The sequence below is a fragment of the Moorena sp. SIO4A1 genome (assembly GCF_010672065.1).
Taxonomy (GTDB): domain Bacteria; phylum Cyanobacteriota; class Cyanobacteriia; order Cyanobacteriales; family Coleofasciculaceae; genus Moorena.
Map to the genome: position 1 here is coordinate 1 of NZ_JAAHHX010000681.1, position 1,501 is coordinate 1,501.

The 1,501-nt window shown below is 39.4% G+C and carries 3 protein-coding genes; all 3 read right to left on the reverse strand.

Annotated features, from left to right (window positions below):
- A partial coding sequence (locus F6K53_RS41870; protein WP_293086345.1) for a CHAT domain-containing protein occupies positions 1–1,039 on the reverse strand: 1,039 nt, incomplete at its 3' end.
- Between the two features lie 34 nt (positions 1,040–1,073).
- Positions 1,074–1,316 carry a hypothetical protein gene (locus F6K53_RS41875; protein WP_293086348.1) on the reverse strand — a complete coding sequence of 81 codons (243 nt, stop codon included), beginning with the start codon at positions 1,314–1,316 and terminating at the stop codon, positions 1,074–1,076.
- A partial coding sequence (locus tag F6K53_RS41880; protein WP_293086351.1) for a DUF1822 family protein occupies positions 1,285–1,501 on the reverse strand: 217 nt, incomplete at its 5' end. The genes F6K53_RS41875 and F6K53_RS41880, both read right to left, overlap by 32 nt.

Here is a 1,501-nt window from a genome sequence, read left to right on the forward strand (position 1 = left end):
CACAGGGATAGTTATCTTCTACCTCCTCCTGCAATCTTTTCCGGGTTTCCCAAACTGAATCCGATAAGGATTTTTGCTTTGTGGCAAATGCGTTGAGAAAATACCTTAAAAACGTCTGAGCTACCTCATCTGGCACCCGTTCCCGCATTACCAGGGTTGTCGAGATTGGTAAACTAACCAATTCTGCTGCTAATCCTAACCCATCACAGGAATTAAAAATAGCCAATTTTAAACCATTTTCAATCGCATTGCTTAGACCATACTTTAACTCCTCAATGGTTAGGCTTTCATCTTCATTGATGAAAAATCGTCCTTGTAAATTATCTTTCTGGGTAAAACTATGACCAGCAAAAAACAATATATCCCACCTTTCATCCCATAATTCATGGCTTAATTCTTTTTTTTTGGGACTGATTAAAGGGACAATTTCTGCATCCGGTAATTCCTCCTGGAGTAATGCCAAATCCTTCTCGATATTAATCCCGGTGTCATCTCCTAGAATTGCCAATAGTCTGACTTTATTTCTAGATTGGTCGATTGCTTGGGAGGGTAAGGGAAATTCTGAGGTACTGAAATTAACCTCAATATCACAATCGGACAAGACATCCCAGAGATGCCAAGGCAATTGCCAAAGTTTGATATTATTAGTTTGAATAATAAACCGAATCTGGTCATTGGTCGATAAAGATTTTAACACTTGATCCCGGAAGCGTTGAAACTTTCTATCGGTTGAATTTAGCCAATTATTGATCGCCTCTTCTAAATCATGAGCTGAGTTGATAATTGAATAGTTGGTTATCTGTTCTGAGGGAGCTGTCAGTTTCCGATCCGGTGGATGCAGTTTGATTCTCCCTTGAGCACGATAGCTTAAGAGCCAACTGTTGCACAATTGGTTAATCTCAGGTGCTGGCGGTAACCAACCGTCAATTTCTCTAGCCATTAAATTATTTTCATTGGCATCAATACCAATTTTTAGGATTACCCGAAAGCCCTTTTTAAAATCACCATCAACTATTTTAAAGGTTACTAGTTTCGTCATTTTTAATCCCCTATAATTCAATTTATTAATAGTATCAATTGGGTGGCATAGAAAGTCCTTGGTTATAGGGAGTCGGGAGTCGGGAGTCGGGAGTCGGGAGTCGGGAGTCGGGGTAAGAAACTTGAAGGTACCTGATAAGTATCAGAAACGCTATCTGAAAACCTTCCACCTCACAACCTTTAACTTTCAACCTCACAACTTTCAACCTCACAACTTTCAACCCTAAAGTTTCAACCCAAGATAGATTACAAGACAAACTCTTTGGAGAAGCTGGCATCTCCCAGTACCAGTTTTACCATAAACCTATCCCCCTTTTCACCATTAAACTCTAATTGAATCCAATTATCAGCACTTCTCGACTGAGCCGACAAGAAAATTTCTCCCTGCTGATCAAGTACTAGCAATTCGAGATTAGGTTTTAGATATTTACTCTTAGTAGGATACACCCGTAAGTGAACATTA